This is a genomic window from Bradyrhizobium sp. SOJA106 (assembly GCF_059448745.1).
The window spans coordinates 5,228,470-5,247,776 of sequence record NZ_CM182549.1 but is presented as its reverse complement, the minus strand read 5'-3'; the positions used below and the strand labels follow the sequence as shown (position 1 = coordinate 5,247,776).

Sequence of the window (19,307 nt, the reverse complement as noted above, 5' to 3'; positions counted from 1 at the left end):
CCGCGCGATTTTCCGGATCATGCTCCGAAAGTCAGTTGGACCTTCATCGATTGCGAGCGGTCGCTGGCGAGCTCGAAGGCAGCGACCGCGTTCTCGAACGGCATGGTCGCCGTGATCAGCGGCTTGACGTCGATCAGGCCGTCGCCCATCAGCCGCACCGCCAGCTCGAACTCGGGATCGAAGCGGAAGGTGCCGCGCAGCTGCAACTCCTTGGCGACGATGGAGTTGATCGGCAGCGTCATCTCGCCGCCGAGGCCGAGCTGGACCAGCGTCGCGCCGGGCCTCAGCACGTCGAGCGCAGTGCGCAGCGCCGCTTGGTTGCCCGATGCTTCGAATAGCGTGTCGAACACGCCCTTGCCGGCGCGCCAGAGATCGAGCGCGGTGGCATCGCTCGCGACGTTGATGGCATGCGTCGCGCCGAGCTTTTTCGCGACCGCGAGCGGAGCGTCGGCCACATCGGTGACCACGATTTCAGACGCGCCGCCGAAGCGTGCGACCAGAATCATCAGCGCGCCGATCGGGCCGCAGCCGGTGATCAGCACGCGCTTGCCGAGCAGGGGGCCGGCCTGCTTGCCGGCATGCAGGCACACTGCGAGCGGCTCGGCGACCGCAGCTTCCGCCAGCGATAGCTTGTCGGCGATCGGCACGGCCTGCGCCGCGTCGACCGTGATGAACTCGCGAAAACCGCCCTGCACATGGGGAAAGCGCATCGCGCTGCCGAGGAAGCGCATGTCGAGGCACTGGTTGCGCATGCCTTCCCGGCAATGCAGGCACGCTCCGCATGGCTTGCTCGGATTGACCGCGACGCGGGTGCCGGCCTTCACACTGGTAACGCCGTCACCCACCGCCGCAACCACGCCGGCGATCTCGTGCCCCAGCGCCATCGGCTGCTGGATACGCACCACGCCGAAGCCACCGTGGTGGTAGTAGTGCAGGTCGGAGCCGCAGATGCCGCCATTGGCGATCTTGACGCGGACTTCGCCCGGGCCAGGCTCCGCATCAGGATAGGTATCGATCCGGAGGTCTTTCGGAGCGTGGATGACGATGGCGCGCATGGTTGGTTCCTTTTTCGCGATTACATCGCGGCGATCATGCCGCCATCGACATAGATGATCTGGCCGTTGACATAGGTGGAGGCGTCCGAGGCGAGGAAGATCGCGGCGCCCACCAGCTCGTCCGGCTTGCCCCAGCGTTTTGACGGGATGCGCCCCATCAGCCAGTTGTTGAAGTCGGCGTTGTTGACCAGCGCCTCGTTCATGTCGGTGAGCATGTAGCCGGGGCCGATCGCGTTGGCCTGGATGCCGTGCTGGGCCCATTCCACCGCCATCGAGCGCGTCAAATTCTTGATGCCGCCCTTGGCAGCGGTGTAGGGGGCAATCGTCGGGCGCGCGAGCTCGCTGCCGAGCGAGCCGATATTGATGACCTTGCCGCGCTTGCGCGGGATCATGCGCTTGGCCGCCTCGCGGCCGATCACGAAAGCGCTGGTGAGATCGGTTTCGATCACCTTGCGCCATTCGTCGGTGGTGAACTCCACCAGCGGCTTGCGATGCTGGATGCCCGCATTGTTGACGAGGATGTCGACCGCGAGCCCTTCGCGGTCGAAGCGCTCGAAGGCGGCGACGATCGCGGGCTCGTCGGTGACGTTGAACGCAGCACCTTCGGCCTGGTGCCCGGCGGCACGAAACTCGGCAACAGCCTGCTCGACGCGCTTGGCATCGACGCCGTTGATGATGATCTTCGCGCCGGCCTTGGCCATGCCTTCGGCGATGGCGCGGCCGAGCCCGCGGGAGGAGCCGGTCACGAGCGCGGTGCGGCCGGAAAGATCGAAGAGGGCGGTGCTCATCTCAAGAATTCCTCAGACGTTGGAGCGGCGCACGGTGAGATCGGTGCGCTCGAAAACGGCGGGTAGAAGGTCAACGCCAAGGCCGGGGCCTTCCATCGGGAAGACGTAGCCGTCCTTGATCACGGGCATCGTCGTGACGAGCTCATTGTACCAGCCCTTGTAGAAGGCGCGCACCGATTCCTGGATCAAGGTGTTGGGCTGGCTGAACGACATGTGGATGGCGGCGATGAAGCCGATCGGGCCGATACAGTCATGAGGAGCAAAAGGCCGGTGGTAGGTCTCGGCCATCGCCGCAATCTTGCGGCCTTCGGTGAGGCCGCCGGTCCAGCACAGGTCGGCCATCACGACATGCATGGCGTCGCGGTCGAGCATGTCCTTGTAGGGGAAGCGCGAGCCCAGCGTCTCGCTGGCGCAGACCCAGACGTCGGTCGAGCGGGCATATTCGGCCAGCGCCTGCGGCGAGTTCATGCGGATCGGATCTTCGTACCAGGTCGGCTTGTAGGGCTCGATCGCGCGGGCGATCTGCTTGGCAGTCGGCAGATTCCACAGCGAGTGGAGCTCGACCATGATCTCCATCTTGTCGCCGACGGCCTTGCGGATCTTCTCGAACGGCTCGATCGCCTGCTTCATCTGCGCGGCGGTGATAAAGAGACCCTTGTTCTCCTGCGCCGCCGGATCGAACGGCCAGATCTTCATCGCGGAGATGCCGCTTTCCAAGAGGCTTTCGGCGAGCGCATCGGCGCGGTTCATGAAGCCGTCGAGGTCTTCATAGGGACCCTTGGACGCACCGAGATTCCAGTTCGAGACCGGGCTGATATTGGTGGAGCGGACATATTGCGTGCCGGCGCAGGTGTTGTAGATGCGCTGCTTGTCGCGGCAGAGGCCGCCGAGCATCTGATGCACCGGCTGATTGCAGACCTTGCCGAACAGATCCCACAGCGCGATGTCGATCGCCGACGCTGCACGATATTCGACGCCGGTCGAGGACTGCGCCATCGGCAGGTTCAGCATGTCGCGATGGATCGCCTCGATGTGCAGCGGATTGCGCCCGAGCAGGCGGCCCGCGAACGTGTCGTGGATCTGCGCTTCGACTGCGCCCGCGCCATAGAAGGTCTCGCCGAGACCGATCACGCCGGCATCCGTGTGGATGCGTACCCAGATGACGTTGGAGAATTCCCCGGTGCGCAGCGTCTCGATCGCTGTGATCTTCACGGCCATTGTCCTCCCATCGAACTTGCGCCGGCGCCAACTTTTCATTTTGCGCTGCAACATGTTGCAGGTCGCGCGGACGTCTTACGCCTGCTTGTAATATATCACAACATGTTTTAAGGGTGCCACAAATATGGCGCCACCGAGCAACGAGCGCGCGGATCTAACGGGAGAGGACGACATGGCACGCCGCAAGCGCGCGCTCGAGGTGGTGAGAAACGACGACGACGGCGAGGGCAAGCCCTCGCGGCGCAACCGGCTCAATTTCTTCGAGCTGGCCTATCAGAAGATCGAAGAGCTCCTTGTTCATTGCGAGCTCAAGCCGGGACAATTCATGACGATGCTGGAGTTACAGCAGATCACCGGTTTCGGCCGCACGCCGGTGCATCACGCCGTCAATCGTCTGTCCGCCGATACGCTCATCATCATCCGGCCGCGCCACGGCTTGCACATCGCGCCGATCGATCTTGCGCGTGAGCGGATGCTGCTGGCCTTGCGCCGCGACATGGAGCGTTTCGTCATTCGCCTCGCGGCGGATCGCGCCAGCCTTTCCCACCGCAACCAGGCGCTCCACATCGAGCGGCTGCTGCGCGAACGTCGCGCCACCTTGACGCTCGACGAGTTCAACAGCCTCGACCGGCGTATCGACGCGCTGGTGCTCGAGGCGGCCGGCGAGCCGTTCCTGGTGCACACGCTGCGGCCGCTGCACACGCTCTATCGCCGCATCGGTTACATCCACCACCGCTTCATGCCGGGGCAGGCCGATCTGTCAGGAACGATCGATCATCACCTCGGCATTCTCAACGCAGTCGCGAACCGCCGCGCCGAGGATGCCGTCAAGGCGAGCGATGCACTGATCGACTACATGGGCTCCATGTTCACTGGCATGGAGGCGGGGATCGATCCGCGCCTGCTCGATTGCAGCATCGAGCCGCTGCTCGGCACGTAAAGAGTTCAGAAGAAAGGAAGAAGAATGTCAACGATGGCGATGCCACAACCGAGCGCGAGCGAAGCCGCGGTCCGCTACCTCATCACGAACTACAGTCCCAAGGGCAACAAGGTTGGCTGGCTGATGATGGCCTCGATCCTGGTCGAGGCCTGGGACCTCTATTCGATCGCCTTCGTGCTGATCTTTATCCGCGAGCAGTACAATCCCGATCCGCTGATGCTCGGCCTTGCCGCGGCGGGCACGCAGGGCGGCGCGCTGATCGGCGCGCTGCTCGGCGGCTGGATGTCCGACAAGATCGGCCGACGCGTCATGTTCCTGGTCACGATGGTGCTGTTCATCGTGCTGGCGCTGGCGCAGGCCTTCGTGCCGAACGTAACGTGGCTCGTCGTGATCCGCTTCCTGCTCGGCATCCCGCTCGGTTCGGACATCTCGACCGGCTACACCTACATCATGGAATCCATGGCCAAGGGTGAGCGCGAGGTCATGGGCAATCGCTGGCAGTTCATGTTCGCCGTCGGCGAGGTGCTGACCATCGGGGTCATCGTGATCTTCCTGCTGATCGACATGCAGCACGAGATGCTGTGGCGCGTGACGCTCGGCCTCGGCGCGGTGCCGGCGCTGATCATCCTGATCATGCGCCATGACGTGCCGGAGACGGCAGTCTGGCTGGTACAAAAGGGACGCTACCGCGAGGCCAAGCAGGTCGCGCGCGAGATGTTCAACGACAGTCTCGACATGCTGCCGGATCAAGACGTGGAGGTGCCGAAGGTCTCGACTCGCGCCTTCCTCGCCGACCTCAAGAAGGACCCGATCCGCTGGCGCGCAACCATCTACGGCTGGATCGCCTGCTTCGCGCAAGGCAGCGAGTTCTCGACCTTCGCGTTCTACCTGCCGGTGCTGTTCGTGATGGTCGGCGTGTCGAGCGTGCTCGGCAACAACCTCGTCACGATGGCGCTGTTCTGCTTCGCCGCTCTGTCCGGCTGGGTCGGCCCGCTCCTGACGCCGAAGATCGGTCATCGCGGCATTGCGATCGCCGGTTTCGGCATCGTGCTGGCCTCGCTTTTGGTCGCCGCCTTCGCGCTCTACACCGACAACAAGATGCTGCTGCCGTTCGCGGCCGCCGCCATGCTGTGGGGCCACTACTGGGATGCGTCGAACTGCATGACGATCCCGACCATGGTCGCCAAGCCGAAATATCGCGGCACCGCCAGCGGCTTCGCCTACATGTTCGTGAAATTGCCGTCGTTCCTGGCGATCTTCCTGTTCCCCTCGCTGTTCGCAGCGATCGGGCAGGCCAATGCCACGCTGTTCGTCGCAATCTTCCCGCTGATCGGATTGCTCGCCGCAATCTTCATCCTGCCGGAAGTCTACGGCTACGAGAACGACTAGAACATGATCCGGACCCGGAGGACCGCGTTAGCGCAAAGTGCGCAGCGGTTTTCCGATAAGATCATGCTTAAACAATAGAGTCTGAACGCTACCTGATTGCGGCCGCAAGGGCCGCGATCAGGGCCGGCGGCGTTACGAGAAGTCCCAATTTGAGGAAGGGCCAGGCGCCGACCTCGATCTTTTCGCGGCGCAGCGCCACCAGCCACAGGATGGTGGCGAGCGATCCGGTGATGGAGAAATTCGGCCCCAGGTCGACGCCGACCAGGATGGCGCTGACGACCGACGTCGGCAGGTGATCGGCGGCCACGATCGAGCCCGCGACGAGGCCAACGGGAAGATTGTTGGCGACGTTGTCGGCGATCGCGGTGGCGATGCCGACGCTCCAGGCGGCTTTCGGCACGGATTGGGCGACGGCCTGATGCAACAGCGCGCTGAGCTGCCCGATCACGCCGGTCTTGATCAGCGCTTCCACCATCACGAACAACCCGCCGACCAGCGGCAGCACGCTCCAGGACACGTGCTTGAGCACCGGCACGGGCGACTGACGGCTGAGCAGCAGGACGAGGCCGGTCGTCACGGCGCCGCAGATGAAGGTCGGCAGGCCGAGCTGCTTGTCGAGCGCGGAGGCCGTGACCAGCACGACGCCGATCGCGGCAATGCCGATCGCGGTCAGCTTGCCGCCGCGGCTGAGCACCTTGTGCGGCACGCGGCGCTCGATGGTCTCCTCCTTCAGCGCGCGATGTTGGGTGAGGCGCAGTACGACATAGGTCAGCACGATCGAGGCAAGCGAGGGCAGAGCGAACTGACGCAGCCATTCGGTCAGATGCGGCATGTGCGCGCCGAACACCACCAGATTGGCGGGGTTCGAGATCGGCAGCACGAAGCTTGCGGCGTTTGCAATGAAGGCGCAGACAAAAAGATAGGGCAGCGGCTGGGCGCCGGCCGCACGCGTTGCGGCATAGACCGCCGGCGTCAGCACGATCGCGGTCGCGTCGTTCGACAAGAGCACCGTGACCATCGTGCCGACAAGATAGATCAGTAAGAACAGCCGCTGCGGCGAGCCGTCTGCATACTCAACCGCGAGCGCGGCAAGATAATCGAAAAGGCCTTCGAGCCGGGCGAGCTCGGCGATCAGCATCATGCCGATCAGGAAGAGATAGACGTCGATGCCCTTCTCGATGCCGACAAGCGCGTCTTGCCAAGGCAGGAAGCCGAGCAGCACCAGCGCCGCGGCGCCGATCACGGCCCAAATCGCCTCTGGAAGACGAAACGGGCGGATAATGACGCACGCGGTCGCGGTGACGATGATGCTCCAGGCCCAGATGGCGTCAGACGGCACTTTCAGTCCTTGGGGCGGAATGGGTTCATTCGGCAGCGATAGCGGAAGCCGGAGCTGCTGTCTTCCTCCTGTGCCCGCACGGGCCTTTTCCAACGGGAATGAGATCGGCGCGACAGGGACCAGCCTCAAAACTTCACGGCCAGCAGCACGGCGCCGGCACCGATCATGGTGATCCCGACCCAGCCCTGCGCGGTTGGCCGTTCGCCAAGAAAGGCGAATGCAAACAGGGCGACCAGCACGACGCTGAGCTTGTCGATCGGCGCGACCAGCGTGGCGGGGCCGAGCTTGAGCGCCCTGAAATAGCACAGCCAGGAGGCACCGGTCGCGAGCCCCGACAGGATCAGGAACAGCCATGTCCTCGACGAAACCGCCGAGGGCATGGCGAATTGGCCGGTGAAGAACAGCAGCACCGAGAAGGCGAGCAGCACCACGACGGTGCGGATGAAGGTGGCGAGGTCCGGATTGATGTTCTCGACGCCGACCTTGGCGAAGATTGCGGTCAGCGCGGCAAAGCAGGCGGAGAGGAGCGCCCAGGTCTGCCAGGCGGAGAGGAGGGCGGATTTCATCGGGGTGCCGGATCAAGTTTTTGCGAGGTGACGGGGCAGACGCTGCGGGCCAACACCGCTGTCGTCCCGGACAAGCGAAGCGAAGATCCGGAACCCATACCGCGGAATCTGTCTTGAGGCACATGCGTCGTCGTTCTTCGCCAAACCCAATCCTGTGGTTATGGGTCCTCCGGATCGGCGCGCGCTTGAAGCGCGCTTGTCCGGGACGACAGCGTTTTACTTGGTTCACAATCACCTCGCCACCGACAGCTTCTCCGTGATCGCCTTGCGCAGGATGCGCGACAGCGACTCCACCGAATACGGCTTCTGGATCAATTCAAATCCGCGATGGGCGTTTTCGGCGAGCACGTTGCTGTAGCCGCTGGTGAGCACCACCGGCAGGCCCGGATAGCGCTCCCGGATCACGCCGGCGAGATCGACGCCGTTCATGCCGGGCATGATGACGTCGGAAAACACGAGGTCGACGGCGAATTCGTTCTCGCCGAGGATTGACAGTGCGGCATTGGCGTTGGCGACGCGGCGTACCACGTAGCCGAGGTCTTCCAAGAGCTCGGTCGAGAACTGGCCGACATCGTCATTGTCCTCGACCACGAGCACGCGGTAGCCGCGCCCCGTGGTTGCGGCCTCGCTGGTCAGCGCTGCGGCTTCCTTCTCGGCGGTGGGCGACTGCGCCTGCGGCAGGTAGATGGTGAAGGTCGCGCCCTTGCCCTGCGTGCTCGTCACCGCGATGTCGCCCTCGGACTGCTTGGCGAAACCGAAGGCCTGGCTGAGGCCGAGCCCGGTGCCCTTGCCGACCTCCTTGGTGGTGAAGAACGGCTCGAAGATGGCGTCGATGTTTTCGGGTGCAATGCCGCCGCCAGTATCCGCGACCGAGATCGCGACATAGTCGCCGCCGCGCGCCGATTGCGCGCGCAGGCTGGGAATCCCGGAGACCTTGCGCACCGCGATGGTGAGACGGCCTTCGCCCTCCATGGCGTCGCGGGCGTTGATGGCGAGGTTGATCAGCGCGGTCTCGAACTGCGCGATGTCCGCCACTGTGAAGCAATCGGTGTCACGCACGTCGACGGAGATATCGATCCGGCCGCCGACCAGCGGCCGGATCAGTTGCGCCACGCCCTCCACCTGGCCGCCGACGTTGAAGATCTGCGGCTTGAGCGGCTGCCTTCGTGCGAAGGCCAGGAGCTGTGCGGTCAGCTTGGAAGCGCGCTCGACGGTGTCGGAGATGGCATCGACATAGCGACGGCGGCGCTCCTCCGGCAGCTCGCGCCGGCGCAGGAAGTCGGTCGCCGAGCGGATGATGGTGAGCAGATTGTTGAAATCGTGCGCGACGCCGCCGGTGAGCTGCCCGATCGCCTCCATCTTCTGCGACTGCCGCAGCGCTTCCTCGCCGCGGCGCCGTTCGGTGATGTCGACGGCCTCGGGCACCGCGCCAGTGATGTTGCCGTGGCGGTCGAGCACGGGACGCATGCTGAACTCGAAATCGCGCTCGCCGATCGGCAGGCGCAGCCGCATCTCCAGCCGTACAGCGTCGCCGCGGAGCACAGTGTCGAAGGCTTCGCGGACGACGGCGCTCATGCCGTGGGTTCCGGTGAACCAGGGCGTTTCCCACAGCAGCTTGCCGATCACGTCCGCGGGGCTCGCCTTGATGCCGTCAAGCGCGGTGTTGTTGGCGTAGAGGAGCGCTCCCTCGAGATTGACCAGGCCCTGATACTGGTTGCTGGTCTCCAGGATCGCGCGCAGCCGCGCCTCGTTGGACTCGAGCTCGGCGGTGCGCTCGACGATACGCTCTTCCAGCGTCTCGTTGAGCCGGCGCAGCTCGATCTCGGCCTGCTTGGCGACGGTGACGTCGTGGGCGACTCCGATGAAGCCGATATGCTTGCCGGTCGGGTCCCAGCGCGGCTGCGATTCCGAGCGCAGCCAGCGCCATTCGCCGCTGGCGTTCTTGTAGCGCGCCTCCAGCACGAATGGTTTGAGCGACGCCTCACCCTGGACGGATTGCTGGAGCACATGCGGCAGGTCGTCCGGATGCAGCACCTTGCGCCAGTCGAAATCGATCGCCTGGTCATAGGGCAGGCCGACGAAATCGACATAGGCCTGGTTGGCAAAGGAACGCTTGCGGTCGAGCTTCGTGACCCAGATCGGCACTGGCGCGCTGTCGGCGATCAGCCGGAAGCGCTCCTCGCTCTCGCGCAGCGTCTCGCGGGCCAGCGCCTGGTCGGTGATGTCGATATGGGCGCCAACGAGGCGGATGGCGCGACCGTCGCCGTCGCGCTCGATCTTGGCGACGACGCGGATCCAGCGGGTCTCGCCGTCGCTGGGGCGAATGATGCGGTACTCGGCTGTGTAGTCCTCACTGGTCCCGGCCAGTGCATCGAAGAAATGCTTGACGGTCGCATCGCGGTCGTCGGGATGGATGCGATTGATCCAATCCTCGTGTGTCTCGTCGGCCGCCTCGGGAGGCAGCCCATGGATCATCAGATATTCGGGCGAGCGGCGGTTCCGAAAACCCTCCCGGAAGTCGACCTCGAGGCCGCCGACCTTGCCGATGCGCTGGATGCGCGCCAGTTCGGCCTCTCTCTCCTGGAGCGCACGATATGCTTCATCACGCTCCCTCGCGATGTCTTCGAGGTGCTGGCGCAGCCTTTCGGCAGCAAGGGTCTCGGAAGTATTGTCGTTCAAGGCGTCGGCCGTTGTGATGCGAGAGCGCACGTGCCGGGCCGATATTCACACAGACGAAGCGTGATGACCATTGCCTACGGAGGAATATGTCGGAAAGCGCCATCAAATTGCGTGGCAGCTGCAAAGCTCCAAGACCCAGCAGATGCGTCTTTGACCATCTGGTGGCCCCAGGTGGATGCTGCCGGCTATGAACGAAACCTGGCGTCTGGCAATTTGTTCCCGACAGTGGAACGATAGGCCCTGCGGGCGCGTCTTCGCGAGGCGCCCCAACTCTCATTCGCAAAACTCCCTTTCCCGAGAGGCTAAATCTTGAAGCTCTTTGTCTGTCAGGCCTGCGGCAACGTCCTCTATTTCGAGAACCGCGCCTGCGAACGCTGCGGCCATCGGGTCGCCTTCCTGCCCGAGAAGGAGACGATGTCGGCGATCGAGCCGGACGGGGAGGCTGAAGCCAAGGCCTGGGCCACGCTCGCCGACAAGGGGAGGGGGCGTATGCTGTGCCGCAACGCCGAGTACGACGCCTGCAACTGGCTGACGGATGCAGGCGATGCCACCGGCTATTGCCGCGCCTGCCGCCACAACGGCATTGTGCCTGACCTCTCCGATCTCGCGCAGCTCGCTCGCTGGCGCGAGCTGGAAATCGCAAAACACCGCCTGTTCTATTCGCTGATCCGCTGGAAGCTGCCGCTCCAGACCCGACAGGACAATCCCGAGCACGGGTTGATCTTCAACTTCCTCGCCGACGATCCCAGCAGCGGACAAAAGATCATGACCGGCCATGACAACGGCCTGATCACGATCGCGCTCACCGAGGCCGACGATATCGAGCGCGAGCGGCGGCGGCTGGAGATGGGCGAGCCTTACCGCACCCTGCTTGGGCACTTCCGCCACGAGGTCGGGCACTATTTCTGGGACGTGCTGGTGCGCGACGGCGGCAAGCTCAGGGAATGCCGCGCGGTGTTCGGCGATGATTCCGCCGATTACGGAGAGGCCCTGCAGCGCCATTACGCCGAGGGCGCGCCGGCGAACTGGCAGCAGAACTACGTCTCGGCCTATGCCACCACACATCCGTGGGAAGATTTCGCGGAGACCTGGGCGCATTATCTCCACATCGTCGACACCCTGGAGATGGCCGCCGAGTTCGGCTTGGAGGTGCGCCCCAAGGTCGACCGCGACGGGGAGCTGTCGGCGCGCATCCGCTTCGACCCGTACGAGGCCAGGGACGTCCAGGCGCTCGTCGACGCATGGCTGCCCTTCACCTTCGCCATGAACAGCGTCAACCACGCCATGGGCCTGCGCGACCTCTATCCCTTCATCCTGTCGCCGGCCGTGGTCGCCAAACTGGGCTTCATTCAGAGCCTCGTCCGGGGCGTGGACGGCAAGCCGTAGGCGACCCCGGGGGCGCGTCCGGCCGTTTCGGTCTTGCGCTGGTACGCCAGAGGGGCCGGATTTAGACCGTTGCCTCCGGCTCATTTTAATGTACCACGGGAGCCACACGGCCCGTTCCCATAGGCTGCAACGGTCAGGAAGGGGTCCCGCCCAAGGTCGAGACTCAAGAAAAGCATGTTCAATCGCATTCTGATCGCTAATCGCGGCGAAATCGCCTGCCGGGTCATCAAGACCGCTCGCCGCATGGGAATTCAGACGGTCGCGGTCTATTCCGAGGCCGACCGCGACGCCCTCCATGTCGAGATGGCCGACGAGGCCGTTCTGATCGGCCCGCCCGCGGCGGCCGAGAGCTATCTGGTGATCGAGAAGATCGTCGAGGTCTGCCGGAAGACCGGCGCCGAGGCTGTCCATCCCGGCTACGGCTTCCTGTCCGAGCGCGAGGCGTTTCCGCGCGCGCTGGAAGGCGCCGGCGTCGTCTTCATCGGTCCCAACCCGGGCGCGATCGCGGCCATGGGCGACAAGATTGAGTCCAAGAAGGCGGCCGCCAAGGCCAAGGTTTCGACCGTGCCCGGCTATCTCGGCGTCATCGAGGACGACAAGCACGCGGTGCGCATCGCCGACGAGATCGGCTATCCCGTCATGATCAAGGCCTCCGCCGGCGGCGGCGGCAAGGGCATGCGCATCGCCCATTCCAAGGCCGAGGCCGCTGAGGGCTTCAATCTGGCTAAGGCCGAGGCCAAGGCCTCGTTCGGCGACGACCGCGTCTTCGTCGAAAAGTTCATCGTCGATCCCCGCCACATCGAGATCCAGGTGCTGGGCGACAAGCACGGCAACGTGATCTATCTCGGCGAGCGCGAATGCTCGATCCAGCGCCGCAACCAGAAGGTCATCGAGGAGGCGCCGTCGCCGCTGCTCGACGAGGCTACGCGCCGCAAGATGGGCGAGCAGGCCGTCGCGCTGGCCAAGGCGGTGAATTACGATTCGGCCGGCACGGTCGAATTCGTCGCGGGGCAGGACAAGAGCTTCTATTTCCTGGAGATGAACACGCGCCTCCAGGTCGAGCATCCCGTCACCGAGCTCGTCACCGGCGTCGATCTCGTCGAGCAGATGATCCGCGTGGCCGCCGGCGAGAAGCTCGCCATTGCGCAGAAGGACGTCACGCTCACGGGTTGGGCCGTGGAATCGCGCCTCTATGCGGAAGATCCGTTCCGCAACTTCCTGCCTTCGATCGGGCGCCTCGTGAAGTATCGTCCGCCGCCGGAAACCAGCCAGGACGGCATCACCGTGCGCAACGACACCGGCGTGCAGGAGGGCGGCGAGATCTCGATCCATTACGATCCGATGATCGCCAAGCTCGTCACCCATGCTCCATCGCGCGCGGCCGCGATCGAGGCCCAGGCGACCGCGCTGGATTCGTTCTATGTCGACGGCATCAGGCACAACATCCCGTTCCTGTCGGCGCTGATGCATCATCCACGCTGGCGCGAGGGAAGGCTGTCGACCGGCTTCATCGCCGAGGAATTCCCGAAGGGTTTTGCGGTGCGCGCGCCCGAAGGCGAGGTCGCGCGGCGAATCGCTGCGGTCGGCGCCGCCATTGATCATGTGCTCGGGGAGCGCAAGCGGCAGATCTCGGGCCAATTGGGCGGCAGGATCGTGCAGCGCGAGCGCCGGCGCGCGGTCTGGCTCGACCGCCAAGAGATCTTGCTCGAGGTCGGCCGCGAAGGCGATGCCATCGCGATCCGCTTCATCGATGCCGAAGGCAAGGCCGGCAACGCGCATTTGTTGCAGTCGCCATGGAAGCCGGGCGATCCGGTCTGGCAGGGCACCATCGACGGCCACCTCGTCGCGGTACAGGCGCGGCCGATTGCCAACGGCATCCGCCTCGCGCATCAGGGCGTCGAGGTGCCGGTCTATGTCTGGACCGAAGCCGAGGCGGCCTCCGCGCGGCTGATGCCGGTGACGGCAGCCTCCGACAGCGGCAAGAAGCTGCTCTGTCCGATGCCCGGCCTCGTTGTCTCGATCGCGGTGAGCGAGGGGCAGGAGGTCAAGGCCGGCGAGACGCTCGCGGTGGTCGAAGCCATGAAGATGCAGAACGTGCTCCGCGCCGAGCAGGACGGCACCGTGAAGAAGATCCACGCCAGCGCCGGCGCGACGCTCGCGGTGGACGCGCTGATTTTGGAGTTTGCGTAAGGAGCGTGAGTGGGGCTCTCGCCCGTCCCCACAAGCACCGTCATTGCGGCCGCGTCGCAATAGTTGAGAGGACACCATGGCCTTTCGTTCCCGCCGCGAGAAACTGCGTTCGATCCTGTCGGGCTCGGCTTGCGTCCATCCCGGCTCGGTCTATGACGCGATCTCGATCCGCATCGCCGAGGATCTCGGCTTTCCGCTCGGCATGTTCGGCGGTTCGGTCGCATCGCTCGCGGTGCTTGGCGACCCTGATGTCACGCTGATTACGCTCACCGAACTTGCCGAGCAGATGCGGCGGATGTCGCGCGCCGCCGCGCTGCCTGTGCTGGTCGATGCCGACCATGGCTATGGCAATGCGCTCAACGTCCGCCGCACGGTGCAGGAGCTGGAGACGGCGGGCGCCGCCGGCCTCACCATCGAGGATACGCTGCTGCCCGCCGCCTTTGGCGAGCCGAAGACGCAGCTGATTTCGCTGCAGGAGGGCGTCGGCAAGATGAAGGCCGCGCTCGATGGCCGCAGCGATGCCTCGCTGGTCATCATGGGCCGCACCGGAGCTGCCTCGATCACCTCGCTCGACGATGCGATCCGCCGGGCGCAGGCCTATGAGGCCGCCGGCGTCGATGCGCTGTTCTTCACCGGCATCAAATCGCGCGCGGAGCTGGACGCGATTGCGGCTGCGACGCGCCTGCCGATCGTGCTCGGCGGCGCGCCCGAGGACTTGAGCGCGCTCGATTATCTCGCCGGCCGGCGCGTGCGCATCGCGCTTCAGGGACATGCGCCGATCGCGGCGGCGATGCAGGCGGTGTACGAGACGCAGAAGGCGCTGCGCGAGGGCGCGGCACCGAAAGCGCTGAGGGGATTGCCGTCAGCAGAACTGACCAATCGCGTCATGCGCGACGCCGAGGTAAAAGCGCGCAGCGCCGATCTTCTCGGACTGAAGAAATGAGCCGGGCGATCCTCCAGGTCATGATCCGTGGGCGCGTGCAGGGCGTCGGCTATCGCGCCTGGGTCGAGTATCAGGCCGCCGCCAGCGGCCTCGAAGGCTGGGTCCGCAACCGTCGCGACGGCAGCGTCGAAGCGCTGTTCGCGGGAACGCCGAAGCACGTCGCCGACATGGTCGCGCTGTGCCGGCACGGACCGCCGTCCGCGCGCGTGGACAGCGTGACGAGTGAGACTGCCAGTGCGGACGAGCTCAATCTGCGCGGGGCAGGGGAGAAGTTCTCGGTGTTGCCGACGGTGTAGGCGATCTCACAAGAGGTCGTCATGCGTGTCCCGCCTGCGCAGCCGAAGCCGGTTCGGCGAGGCGAAGGCCGGGCATCATCGTTCTTCGTGCAACCGGGCCAGGCGGGGGTGGCCGGGCCAAACACCAAGCCCGGGCCATGACGGCGCCGAGGTGGGAAGGTGAACAATCACCTCGGCAGCTTCGAAATCGCTTCGCTCAGCTCGTGGATCTCGTACGGCTTGCGCAGAATCGGGAAATCGCCGCGTATACCGGAGGCGACGTCGCTGTAGCCGGTGGCGAGCAGGACCGGCAGGCCGGGGCGGATCTGGCGCAGAAGATGGGCGAGGCCGAGCCCGTCCATCTTGCCGGGCATGACGATATCGGAGAACACGAAGTCGACGCCGTTCGTCTCGATCTCGCGCAAGGCCGCTTCGGCATCGGAGACGCGCCGTACCTGGTAACCGAGCTGCTCCAAAAGGCCGATGCTGACGAGGGCGACGTCCGGATTGTCCTCGACCAGCAACACGGTGCCGCTGCCGCGGAACGATCCACTTCCCGTCGCCTCGCGCGCTGGCGCCCCTTCGGCGCGCGGCAGGAGGATGGTGAAAGTCGTACCCTTGCCGAGCTCGCTCGCGACCTTCACGGTGCCGCCGGCCTGATGGGCAAAGCCGTGCACCTGGGACAGGCCGAGGCCGGTGCCCTTGCCGATCGGCTTGGTCGTGAAGAACGGCTCGAAGATCTTGTCGAGAACGTCCGAGGGAATGCCGAGCCCGGTGTCGGCGATATCGATCGCGACGAATTCGCCGGCGAGGGACGCTTCATCCAGCACGACATTGCGCGCACGGATCGTCACCGTGCCGCCGTCGGGCATCGCGTCGCGGGCGTTGATGACGAGATTGAGCAGCGCAGTCTCGAGTTCCGAGACATCGGCCTTAATCGGCCAGACGTCGCGGCTGACGTCGTAGGTCACGCGCACGGAGCTGCCGACGCCGGCATCGAGCACCTCGCGGATCGCGCCGATGCGGTCGGCGAAATCGATCGCCTGCGGATTGACGCTCTGCCGCCGTGCGAAGGTGAGAAGCTGGTTGGTCAACGCTGCGCCGCGCTTGGTCGCCGTCTCGATCGCCGAAATTGCGCGTTCGAGCTTGGCTTCATTATCGGCGCCCCGCTTCAACACGTGGAGGCTGCCGCTGATGATCATCAAGAGGTTGTTGAAGTCATGAGCGACGCCGCCGGTGAGCTGGCCGAGCGCATCGAACTTCTGGGACTCGGCGAGCTGCTTCTGCATTGCCTCGAGCTTGAGCTGCGCGTTGCGGCGCTCGGTGATGTCGCGTGTGATCTTGGCGAAGCCGACCAGCTCGCCGTCCTCGTAGATCGGATCGATCACGACGCTGGCCCAGAGGAACGTACCGTCCTTGCGGACGCGCCAGCCTTCCTCCTCGTAGCGGCCCTTTTCCCTGGCGATGCCGAGCGCACGCGCGGGCTTGCCATCGGCGCGGTCGGTCTCCGTGTAGAAGCGGGAAAAATGCTGGCCGAGGATTTCCTCGGGCGAATAGCCCTTGATGCGCTCGCCGCCGATATTCCAGCTGGTGATGATCCCGTTGGGGTCCAGCATGTACAAGGCGTAGTCCGCGACTCCTTCAACCAGCAGCCGGAAACTGCGCTCGCTCTCGAACAAGTCTCTCTGCCGACTGAACTTTTCGACCATTCCGGAACCCTGCCTGAACGGGGGCAAACGCCACAGCTCGGCAAATTGTTCCCGTGCCTGGGACATTTTTAGGCAAATCTCGCGGGCGGTATGCAGGGACGGCCCGGCCGCTCATCGCGCTTGACAATCAATGTTATTTATCAGATGTTTCTGTTATGACAGAAATAACCGGAAAGAAGAAACTCCCTGCCGCCGCCGAGCGCTTCATCCTGCATTGGGGTGACATGGGGGACGGGTGGGGCGTCAATCGCTCGGTCAGCCAGATCCACGGGCTGCTCTATCTGGCCGAGGCGCCGATGACGGCCGAGGACATCGCCGACACGCTCGGCATGGCGCGGTCCAATGTCTCCAACTCGCTCAAGGAGCTGCTCGCCTGGAACCTGATCCGGCGGGTGCCGATCCTCGGCGACCGCCGCGACCATTACGAGGCCGAGACCGACATCTGGGAGGTCGCTGTCCGCATCGCGGCGCGGCGCAAGGAGCGGGAGATCGATCCGGCCATCGTCGCGCTCAGGGCCTGCGTGTCCGCTGCGACGGATGATCCGACCATCAGTCCGGTCGCGAGCAAGCGGCTGAAGGAGATGCTCGCCTTCACCGAGCTCGCCGACCACTGGTTCATGCAGATGCTGAAGGTGCCGCGGCCGCGGCTGGTTGCCTTGATGCGGCTTGGCGAGAAGATCGCCAACCTGCTGCCGCCGGGCAAGGCCAAATAGAGGTGAGGAGGTTGCGATGACGTCGGCGAGATTATCAGGCTCCAACGTACCAACCTCCGCTCACACCAAACTGCTCGATGATCGCCGCTTCCGCAGCCTGCTGTCGGACGAGGATTGGGGCCGCCTGCCGCTCGCGACCTGGCGGCGCTTCTCCAAACGCGTCGCCGACGGCGACAGCGTGGTCTATGTCGGTGTCGTCGACGAGGTCGCCTTCAGCGACATCGGATGGTGGCTCGCACAAGTCGCGCGGCTGATCGGCGGGCCGCTGCCCACGGGGCGCGACACCGGCGTGCCCATGATCGTGACTGTTACCGAGGACGGCGCGACGGGAGGTCAGACCTGGACCCGCATCTGCTCGCGCAAGCGCGGTTTTCCGCAGGTGATCCATTCGGCAAAACGCTTCGCCGGTCCGACCGGGCTCGAGGAGTATGTCGGCTTCGGCGTGTCGATGGCGCTCCGTATCGCGGTCGAGGGACAGGCGCTGACGTTCCGCAGCGCCGGTTATGGGCTCCAGCTTGGACGTCTCTGGATCCCGCTGCCGCAATGGCTCACGCCGGGCGATCTCACCGTGACGCACAGCGATCTTGGCGAGGGCGCGTTCCGCTTCACCCTCGATGTCATTCATCCGCGTTACGGCGCGCTGATCCACCAGTCCGTATTGTTCAGGGAGGCCGTATCATGACGCCGCTCTTGTGGACGCTCATCGCCATCCAGATCGTGATGGGCGTGTTCGACACCTTCTATCACCACGAATTCACCGAGCGCCTGGCCTGGCGTCCGTCGCAGCGTTTTGAGCTCAAGCTGCACGGGATCCGCAACATGCTCTATGCGCTGCTGTTCCTGCTGCTCGGCTGGCTCGAGGTCTATGGCGTGCTGGCGCTGCTGATCGTCGCGGTGCTGGTGGCCGAGATCATCATCACGCTGATGGATTTCGTCGAGGAGGATCTGAGCCGAAAGCTGCCGCCGAGCGAGCGCATCAATCACACGCTGCTCGCGATCAATTACGGCGCCATCCTGGTTCTGCTGCTGCCGGTGCTGATCGATTGGGCGATGCAGCCGTTCGGCGTAAGGATGGTCTATCAGGGCCTGCTCAGCATCGCCGCGACCGGCTGCGCGGTTGGCGCGTCGCTCTGCGGCATCAGGGATTTTGCGGCCATGCGGCGGCTCGGCCGCATGCGAAGCGTTCCTGCCGAGGGCCTGGTCGAAAAGTTGCCCGGCCGCAAGACCGTGCTGATCACTGGCGCCACCGGCTTCATCGGCAGCCGCCTTGTGGCGAGCCTCAGCGGGGCGGGGCATCACGTCATCGCGCTGATCCGTAACCCCGCCAAGGCCGAGATGTTGCCGCCGCCGGTCACGCTGATCACCAGCCTCGATCAGCTTGCCGCGGATACGCCAATTGACGCCATCGTCAATCTCGCGGGAGAGCCGATCGGCAACGGCCTGTGGACTGAGGCGAAGCGCGCGAAGATCATCGGCTCGCGCATCGACATGACCGGCGAAGTCGTCAAACTGATCGCGCGGCTCGAGCGCAAGCCCGAGGTGCTGGTCAGCGGCTCCGCGATCGGCTGGTACGGCCTCTGGGCCGACCAGGTGCTGACGGAATCGGCCAAATCTCACGCCTGCTTCAGCCACGAGCTGTGCGCGGCCTGGGAGAAGGCGGCCGGGCCGGCCGAGGAGCTTGGCGTCCGCGTGGTGTACTTGCGCATCGGCCTCGTGCTCGGCACCGAAGGCGGCTTCATTACACGGATGCTGACGCCGTTCGAGTTCGGCCTTGGCGGTCCGCTTGGCACCGGGCGGCAGTGGATGTCCTGGATCGAGCGAGACGACCTCATCCGGTTGATCGCCTATGTGATGGCAACGCCGGATCTCACCGGGCCCGTCAACGCCACCGCGCCGATCCCGGTCACCAATGCAAAATTCACGGAAGAGCTCGGCCGTCGTCTGCATCGGCCCGCGGTGTTCCGTATCCCGGGCGGGCTGTTGCGCAGGATCGGCGGCGGCTTTGCCGACGAGCTTTTGCTGGGCGGTCAGCGTGTGCTGCCGAACAAGGCGCTGAGCCGCGGCTTTGTCTTTCGGCACGAAACGCTGCGCAGCGCGTTCGAGGCAATCCTTTGAGG

Annotated in this window: 16 protein-coding genes; 9 read left to right on the top strand and 7 right to left on the bottom strand. The window is 64.9% G+C overall.

What is annotated here, in order from left to right; all coding sequences use genetic code 11:
* Positions 1-17: 17 nt before the first annotated feature.
* From AC5V87_RS24550 to AC5V87_RS24540, 3 genes are read right to left on the bottom strand one after another with little or no spacing between them, the layout of a single operon-like run.
* Positions 18-1,055 (bottom strand): L-idonate 5-dehydrogenase, encoded by a 1,038-nt coding sequence (locus tag AC5V87_RS24550; protein ID WP_495368002.1) that lies wholly within the window; start codon positions 1,053-1,055, stop codon positions 18-20.
* Positions 1,056-1,075: 20 nt separating this feature from the next.
* Positions 1,076-1,843 carry an SDR family oxidoreductase gene (locus AC5V87_RS24545; protein WP_495368001.1) on the bottom strand — a complete coding sequence of 256 codons (768 nt, stop codon included), beginning with the start codon at positions 1,841-1,843 and terminating at the stop codon, positions 1,076-1,078.
* Between the two features lie 12 nt (positions 1,844-1,855).
* Positions 1,856-3,055: a mandelate racemase/muconate lactonizing enzyme family protein gene (locus AC5V87_RS24540; protein WP_495368000.1), complete on the bottom strand. Its 1,200-nt coding sequence runs from the start codon at positions 3,053-3,055 to the stop codon at positions 1,856-1,858.
* Between the two features lie 178 nt (positions 3,056-3,233).
* Here AC5V87_RS24540 and AC5V87_RS24535 point away from each other — a divergent pair, with 178 nt between their 5' ends.
* Both AC5V87_RS24535 and AC5V87_RS24530 read left to right on the top strand, forming a co-directional pair.
* Positions 3,234-4,001, top strand: a complete 768-nt coding sequence (locus AC5V87_RS24535; protein ID WP_495367999.1) for a GntR family transcriptional regulator — start codon at positions 3,234-3,236, stop codon at positions 3,999-4,001.
* 24 nt (positions 4,002-4,025) lie between these two features.
* A complete protein-coding gene (locus tag AC5V87_RS24530) occupies positions 4,026-5,390 on the top strand; it encodes an MFS transporter (protein WP_456837973.1) in 1,365 nt (454 codons plus the stop codon).
* An 88-nt stretch (positions 5,391-5,478) separates the two neighbouring features.
* On the opposite strand, the gene AC5V87_RS24525 is transcribed toward AC5V87_RS24530, so the two are convergent.
* From AC5V87_RS24525 to AC5V87_RS24515, 3 genes are all read right to left on the bottom strand, one after another.
* Positions 5,479-6,729, bottom strand: coding sequence for an arsenic transporter (locus tag AC5V87_RS24525; RefSeq protein WP_495367998.1), 1,251 nt, complete (start codon positions 6,727-6,729; stop codon positions 5,479-5,481).
* Positions 6,730-6,854: 125 nt separating this feature from the next.
* Entirely contained in the window at positions 6,855-7,295 is a 441-nt protein-coding gene (locus tag AC5V87_RS24520) for an EamA family transporter (RefSeq protein ID WP_495367997.1), read from the bottom strand.
* A gap of 231 nt (positions 7,296-7,526) precedes the next feature.
* Positions 7,527-10,004, bottom strand: a complete 2,478-nt coding sequence (locus AC5V87_RS24515; RefSeq protein ID WP_456837976.1) for a hybrid sensor histidine kinase/response regulator — start codon at positions 10,002-10,004, stop codon at positions 7,527-7,529.
* Positions 10,005-10,283: 279 nt separating this feature from the next.
* On the opposite strand from AC5V87_RS24515, the gene AC5V87_RS24510 reads away from it, so the two are divergent.
* The 4 genes from AC5V87_RS24510 (at position 10,284) to AC5V87_RS24495 (ending at position 14,789) form a co-directional block, all read left to right on the top strand.
* Positions 10,284-11,360 carry a zinc-binding metallopeptidase family protein gene (locus AC5V87_RS24510; protein ID WP_456837977.1) on the top strand — a complete coding sequence of 359 codons (1,077 nt, stop codon included), beginning with the start codon at positions 10,284-10,286 and terminating at the stop codon, positions 11,358-11,360.
* Positions 11,361-11,534: 174 nt separating this feature from the next.
* Entirely contained in the window at positions 11,535-13,550 is a 2,016-nt protein-coding gene (locus AC5V87_RS24505) for an acetyl-CoA carboxylase biotin carboxylase subunit (RefSeq protein WP_456837978.1), read from the top strand.
* 76 nt (positions 13,551-13,626) lie between these two features.
* Positions 13,627-14,493: an isocitrate lyase/PEP mutase family protein gene (locus AC5V87_RS24500; protein ID WP_495367996.1), complete on the top strand. Its 867-nt coding sequence runs from the start codon at positions 13,627-13,629 to the stop codon at positions 14,491-14,493.
* Positions 14,490-14,789, top strand: a complete 300-nt coding sequence (locus AC5V87_RS24495; protein ID WP_456837980.1) for an acylphosphatase — start codon at positions 14,490-14,492, stop codon at positions 14,787-14,789. Before AC5V87_RS24500 ends, AC5V87_RS24495 begins: the two co-directional genes overlap by 4 nt.
* A gap of 167 nt (positions 14,790-14,956) precedes the next feature.
* On the opposite strand, the gene AC5V87_RS24490 is transcribed toward AC5V87_RS24495, so the two are convergent.
* Positions 14,957-16,477 carry a PAS domain-containing hybrid sensor histidine kinase/response regulator family protein gene (locus tag AC5V87_RS24490; protein WP_456837981.1) on the bottom strand — a complete coding sequence of 507 codons (1,521 nt, stop codon included), beginning with the start codon at positions 16,475-16,477 and terminating at the stop codon, positions 14,957-14,959.
* 155 nt (positions 16,478-16,632) lie between these two features.
* On the opposite strand from AC5V87_RS24490, the gene AC5V87_RS24485 reads away from it, so the two are divergent.
* Genes AC5V87_RS24485 through AC5V87_RS24475 form a run of 3 tightly spaced genes read left to right on the top strand, consistent with a single transcriptional unit; the run spans position 16,633 to position 19,305 of the window.
* A complete protein-coding gene (locus AC5V87_RS24485; protein ID WP_456837982.1) occupies positions 16,633-17,190 on the top strand; it encodes a GbsR/MarR family transcriptional regulator in 558 nt (185 codons plus the stop codon).
* A 16-nt stretch (positions 17,191-17,206) separates the two neighbouring features.
* Positions 17,207-17,872: a DUF4166 domain-containing protein gene (locus AC5V87_RS24480; RefSeq protein ID WP_456837983.1), complete on the top strand. Its 666-nt coding sequence runs from the start codon at positions 17,207-17,209 to the stop codon at positions 17,870-17,872.
* Positions 17,869-19,305, top strand: coding sequence for a TIGR01777 family oxidoreductase (locus tag AC5V87_RS24475; RefSeq protein WP_456837984.1), 1,437 nt, complete (start codon positions 17,869-17,871; stop codon positions 19,303-19,305). Before AC5V87_RS24480 ends, AC5V87_RS24475 begins: the two co-directional genes overlap by 4 nt.
* Positions 19,306-19,307 lie beyond the last annotated feature (2 nt).